Source organism: Nostoc sp. XA010 (assembly GCF_020829625.1).
GTDB lineage: Bacteria > Cyanobacteriota > Cyanobacteriia > Cyanobacteriales > Nostocaceae > Nostoc.
The window spans coordinates 1-5,158 of the sequence record NZ_JAIVFX010000104.1 but is presented as its reverse complement, the minus strand read 5'-3'; the positions used below and the strand labels follow the sequence as shown (position 1 = coordinate 5,158).

Annotated in this window: 6 protein-coding genes and 3 pseudogenes; all 9 read right to left on the bottom strand. The window is 41.1% G+C overall.

The genetic code is table 11. From position 1 onward, the window contains the following. Positions 1 to 123 precede the first annotated feature (123 nt). Positions 124 to 666, bottom strand: a pseudogene (locus tag LC608_RS36125) (ATPase); the annotation flags it as partial. A 90-nt stretch (positions 667 to 756) separates the two neighbouring features. Further along, positions 757 to 963 (bottom strand): DUF2997 domain-containing protein, encoded by a 207-nt coding sequence (locus LC608_RS36120; RefSeq protein ID WP_229558095.1) that lies wholly within the window; start codon positions 961 to 963, stop codon positions 757 to 759. A gap of 3 nt (positions 964 to 966) precedes the next feature. Further along, on the bottom strand, positions 967 to 1,416 hold the full coding sequence (locus LC608_RS36115) for a DUF1257 domain-containing protein (RefSeq protein ID WP_229558094.1): 450 nt from the start codon (positions 1,414 to 1,416) through the stop codon (positions 967 to 969). A 144-nt stretch (positions 1,417 to 1,560) separates the two neighbouring features. Continuing rightward, positions 1,561 to 2,634 carry a hypothetical protein gene (locus tag LC608_RS36110; protein WP_229558093.1) on the bottom strand — a complete coding sequence of 358 codons (1,074 nt, stop codon included), beginning with the start codon at positions 2,632 to 2,634 and terminating at the stop codon, positions 1,561 to 1,563. A 168-nt stretch (positions 2,635 to 2,802) separates the two neighbouring features. Next, complete coding sequence (locus tag LC608_RS36105; protein ID WP_374108501.1) at positions 2,803 to 3,096, bottom strand: hypothetical protein; 294 nt, start codon at positions 3,094 to 3,096, stop codon at positions 2,803 to 2,805. 207 nt (positions 3,097 to 3,303) lie between these two features. Continuing rightward, positions 3,304 to 3,576 carry a hypothetical protein gene (locus tag LC608_RS36100; RefSeq protein ID WP_229558092.1) on the bottom strand — a complete coding sequence of 91 codons (273 nt, stop codon included), beginning with the start codon at positions 3,574 to 3,576 and terminating at the stop codon, positions 3,304 to 3,306. A 291-nt stretch (positions 3,577 to 3,867) separates the two neighbouring features. After that, a pseudogene (locus LC608_RS36095) lies at positions 3,868 to 4,419 on the bottom strand (ISAs1 family transposase); the annotation flags it as partial. Positions 4,420 to 4,422: 3 nt separating this feature from the next. Then, positions 4,423 to 4,494: pseudogene (locus LC608_RS37960) on the bottom strand (hypothetical protein); the annotation flags it as partial. Positions 4,495 to 4,655: 161 nt separating this feature from the next. Continuing rightward, positions 4,656 to 5,015: a hypothetical protein gene (locus tag LC608_RS36090; RefSeq protein ID WP_229558090.1), complete on the bottom strand. Its 360-nt coding sequence runs from the start codon at positions 5,013 to 5,015 to the stop codon at positions 4,656 to 4,658. Between the last annotated feature and the right edge of the window lie 143 nt (positions 5,016 to 5,158).

Below are 5,158 nucleotides of genomic sequence, written 5' to 3'. Positions count from 1 at the left end.
CGAAGCCATACCCGTTTATTTACTTTTATCAAATAGAGTGAACTCTCTTAGACTAATTCCCCTAGTTTCTTCACTCATTGACATCTATTGGCTTTTAGTCTGCGATCGCCCCGTGATCGATTACGACTGTTGTAGGTCATGCAAATAAGAATTGATATGAAGTAGTATTTGCTCAACTCCTGGCAGAGGGATTTCGCAGTAAGGGATTAAGCGTACAAGTGACTCGTGTAATTGAATGTTTTGACCCAGCAGCACAATGCGTTTATCAGTCGGCTTGAGGCGATGGTAGAGATTTTTTACCTTGCTAACAACCTCCCAAGATAGCGAAGGCGAATTCTTCCCAATAAACGAGTGAATATCACCTAAGATAAAAACTCCATCAGCACTAAAGTTAGCAATGTAGTCAAATACAAATAGTAGTGGATCAGCCTGTGGAGGTCTTTTGTACTCTGCAACTGGCTTAAATATTAAACCACCATCCGACGCAATCAGGCACTGTTCTAGACTGGACACACCGAGGTTCCAGAAGAACACTGGACTTGATAGCTTGTTGTTAGCTTCTGTAGTTAACCACTGAATAATTGTCGCTTCATCGGGCGACAGAACATCAACCGCAGCAATGGATATTTGTGAATCGAGTGTGGAGAGAAGATTTGAGAGTTTCATGTCAATTATTCAAATATTTCACTTATGAAATGGCGAAGCCTTTATGATCAGCAGTTACCAGCCAAGTTAAGACTGGTAACTGATGACTGATTACTGACGCAAACGTGTTTGGCTGCTGTTCGTAGTCCGAAGTTGTGGTGCTGATTCTTCTTTATAGATGCGATCGCCCTCCACAACCCCAAGTGCCTCCTCAAACGGTTGCGTAGCCGATAAACAACTCAGCCCCTCGAATCCCTCCGCTTCGACTCGAACTTCACCTGTAGCGCTGTCGAAATGAATCAAAACTGAACGTTCCATAATTTATCTCCGTGCAAATTGTTTAACTTCTTGATGTCCGGCAAAAGTCAGCCGTAGAGTTTGCACGCTCCCGTTGGTTTCTTCAGCGATCGCACATTCACCAAATTTTTCTTGTAACTCGGCAGCTTTGACACGAACCAGATGCTTACCATAAGCCAGCATTAGTTTATTACTGAAAAAGTCTTGTCCTAGCTTAGGAACTGTTTCATAACTATCGTGTATTACCTCGTACACGCCGCTTGAGATGTTCCACTTGAATCCGATATCTGCACGGGTTTTTATGGTGCGACCAGATACGATAATTTCAGCAGTTTGACCTTGAGAGCCACCGTAGTATCCTTTTAGTGATTGTGCTGTTTCATGTACTTGTGGTGATAGGTTTAGATCCGTGAGAGCTTGCACCAAACACTCGTGATTGCTTAATTTGGTTTTGACTGTTGAGAAATGCGACACAAGTTATCTCCTTAGTTGTAAAACTGGTTTGAGAAATAGTAGAAGTGAGATATCCTTTTTGAGGTGAACACCCCAGAGGTGAACACCACATTTCCAATTCATTAGTTAGTCTTGAGCAAATACACCCTCGCCCAAGACTGTTTTTTACCGAAACTTAAACGACATCACGGTAGCTTTCGATAAGCCCACGTCGTCAGCCGCAAGTGATTGTAGATTGCGTTGTTCATCTAACAATTTGGTGCGGATAGAATCTATCTTTTGCTGTAATTGACTGCGCCCATCACTGGCAAGATTTTTGGACTCAATCGCTGGATCGTTAACGATAGAATCTAAGTACGCCATCATCGCTTCCAAGCTGCTGCCAGCCTCCGGGTCAGCGTTTGCCAGTAGCACTTGAACCTTCATCAGATGGCGTTGCATCTTCTTTTTAAACTGTATGGGCTTCCGTCCCGGTTCCCAATCAGCCAACTCTTCTAGCAACTGTGCTGCCAGTTGTTCACCGCCAGCGATCGCAGATTCCCGTAGCCTTTGCTCCAGATTTTGGTCATACTGCTGGATGAACCTTGTGATTTGGTCTAAGCATTCGGCTTGTTTATGGTCGAGTTGTTCAGAGAGGGCAGGGATAATCACCGGACGACCAATAATGACTTGCAAATAATCTTCAAGGTCAGTCAGAGTCGGAAATGCTCTTAACAAGTTGGCTTTGACTGACTCTTGCTTATCCTGTGCTAATTCCCAAGTGTTAAGTGAGAGGAACTGGTCAATCCGTTCCTGGTAATCTACAAGTCCCGCTTCGTAATCAGCTTTTAATTGATTGCGTAAACCAGGGGCGATATTATCTCTGATATTGATTAGCTGATTCCAAACGAGTGGAGCTAAATCAATCGGACAAACCCAATCACCAGTATCAGCAGACATCCACTCTTGAACTGAAGCAATCTCTTGCCTCAATTGGGCAGCAGCTTCATCCAACTTCTTGAATACCTTGATACCCCGCAAACCGACTTCGGAATTTGTGACTTTAACGAGGTCTGATTCTATTTCAGAAACTTCAGCTTTTAGTACATCTGCCCATTTGGGAGCGGCAGACTTTGTACTTTTCTTCAACTGGATACGAAATCTAATGCGGGTTTTATTTAACTGTGAGAAATTGTGGCGCTCGACTACTGCATCAGTCAGGAAATTCGCAGCGATAGGGTTGTCGATTGCTTGTACCATGATTATTGACCTCAATCATTATTTTTCACTTTCGATTAAGCGAAGCTTTCTTTGTGGTGATTTCTCAAGAGAGCGAATGTCTGTAGTAGCTCTATAGATTACTTTTGTAGAGCTATTTTGTAGCCGAATATGTCTTTTAATGACTGGTGGTTTATGTATTGACATAACTCAAAATAGTTGAAGTTGCTGCAAATTATCCTGTACCACAGGCTTTTGATAAACCATGCCTTCGACTTCATAACAACGAGTCATAAGTTTGTTTCGATTTAGTCGAAAGCTGGCTTTTTTTCTTTGATTTGGCAGAGGTACAAATAGATACTGTGGATGTTGGATAGTACCTTCATCACCCAAGTATCGAGAAAGCGTACCGTTGATTTGGTAAACTTTCGATGAGCTTAATAGCGTTGTATCGTAAACCTTAATCAAATTTAATTCCATCTCAGTAGCAGTGAAGTGTGCCATAATTTATCGTGGAATCGATTTTTCTCTACAGTCAGGCTGATTAAATCTGACTCTAGAGTTTTTCACGTATAATCTGATTCTTTTTTCGTCAAGCAGCAACCTTTTTTTAATAGGCTTAGATAACCTAGAAGCGCTCCCAGAAGTACGTTTAGTTGTTGAAATCGGTGGGTTAACTTGACCAAATTGAGTTAATGAGAGTGACAAATATTACAGATAGAAATGCTCAAAGATTTGATTGAGTTTTTCCTTCAATTCATCAGGCAGAGCCTTAAAGTCAAACTCGTCTGATTCCCAAACTTGATCCAGGCTTGTAGACTCATCGATAATATTTGCAATCAAACAAGATTCATCGTCGTAGTTCCAGCCATTTGCTAAGAGCCACGGCAGAACTCCCTCAGATTGCAAAAGTTTTTCCAGGTTAAACAAGTCAGAAAATGATTGCAGATTTTCGAGGCTGGGGCGAACAATTGTAATAGTCATCTGTGATTAGTTATGAATAGGTGAACAGCACGTATTAGCCAGGGCGAACGCATCTTATTTACTAATAAAAACTAAGAAAGATTTCAAAATGATATAGATAATTGTAAAAATTCAGGAGATGATAAGCAAAGCAAATCAGATATTTTCTCGAAATGTGGATGAGCTTATCTTCAACTGAATGACTATTTATTAATAGTAAAATAATCCAGTTATCAGATACATAAGGCGTATATTTATCTAAAGAATAAACCTTTCATTTCAAATATGAAACTCTAGTTCTAATGTACTATTTTAAGCTAATGTTAAAACTCTTAGTAAATAGTTATTATCCATCGCCGCGAGGAACTGTTTATTTTTGATTCCTCGTTTCACACACTTCTCTTTACCTAAAAGATTGACGGCAATTTGCCGCAATACGGCAAAGTTCTGTGGAGCATTATCTTTGCTAATCCGGCATTCATCTTCTTTTAAAGCAACATCCAATACCCAATGCAATGAGTTCTCTATCCCCCAATGACTGCGAACAGAATTAGCAAATTGTTTGGCATTTGACTCAAGACTACTAATAAAATAGCGAGTCTCCACTGTTGTTTTACCATCTACTTGCCGGACGGATTCTACCATCCCAATACTATTAAAGTTTGACCAAAGCGAATCTGGGTCAAGCCGAGATTGAATTCCTGATAACATCGCATAGTGGCGGATTTCATGACGACCATGCCCATGTTCTTCTGTTTTGTATGTGCTATGTTTAAAATCTTGAAACCCTATGCTTACTCCTGCTTTAAATAATTTTTCTATTTCATCATACAGATGACCTTGATTCTTTTTTAGGGTAACTACTGCACAGATGGCTATTGTTAAAATATCTATCAATTTATGTCGCTTTGTACGATCTATTCGTGGGTCTGACATCACAGCAAAATGGTCAGCAATTGTGATTTTGGGCTTGAGCTTCACGCAAACTAGGGTAATATTGCTACTTTTACAATGACTTTACCATCAAAGCCTCATTGCTCAACCTCCATACCATCAGCGATCGCTGCCTTTATCTCTCTGTTAGTATTTATGTACTATATTTAGATGCGTTTGCCCTGAGCCGTCTGGAGGTCGGTGCGTCCTACATACGTTAGTCGGTAGCCGTCCACTGACGTACACAAGTCTTCTGCACGAGTACCGCGATACCCACAGTTACCGCACCCATGTCCACCACAATCTGGACAGATGGCAGCAGGCATATTCCACTTCGGCAGGGTGAAATCCCATTCAGCAAGTGGGGTTAATAGCTGAGGCTTCTGCGAAGTGTAGCAACCAGCATGACCGATTACCTTATCAGGATAGTATTGGATGCTCAACGATAACCAGTCACAATCACCTAACAAGCTAATTTTCTCAGAAGCTTGTTTCAATTCTTCATCTTCCTGGTGATTGCACTCCACTGGAGTAGAAAGACTCGCAATACTGCTCGGTTAAGGAGAAATAGAGGGTAAAACAAAGAAAATAGTGTTCGCGAATTGTTTACGCGAACAAGATGATTGGACTTACTTTTTCTCTTTGAGGCTATCGTACAAGTCCACCCAAT

Excerpts from the sequence above, each read along its gene's own strand:
- LC608_RS36105 (WP_374108501.1), bottom strand. The coding sequence starts at position 3,096 with ATGGCACACTTCACTGCTACTGAGATGGAATTAAATTTGATTAAGGTT.
- LC608_RS36100 (WP_229558092.1), bottom strand. The coding sequence starts at position 3,576 with ATGACTATTACAATTGTTCGCCCCAGCCTCGAAAATCTGCAATCATTT.
- LC608_RS36110 (WP_229558093.1), bottom strand. The coding sequence starts at position 2,634 with ATGGTACAAGCAATCGACAACCCTATCGCTGCGAATTTCCTGACTGAT.
- LC608_RS36120 (WP_229558095.1), bottom strand. The coding sequence starts at position 963 with ATGGAACGTTCAGTTTTGATTCATTTCGACAGCGCTACAGGTGAAGTT.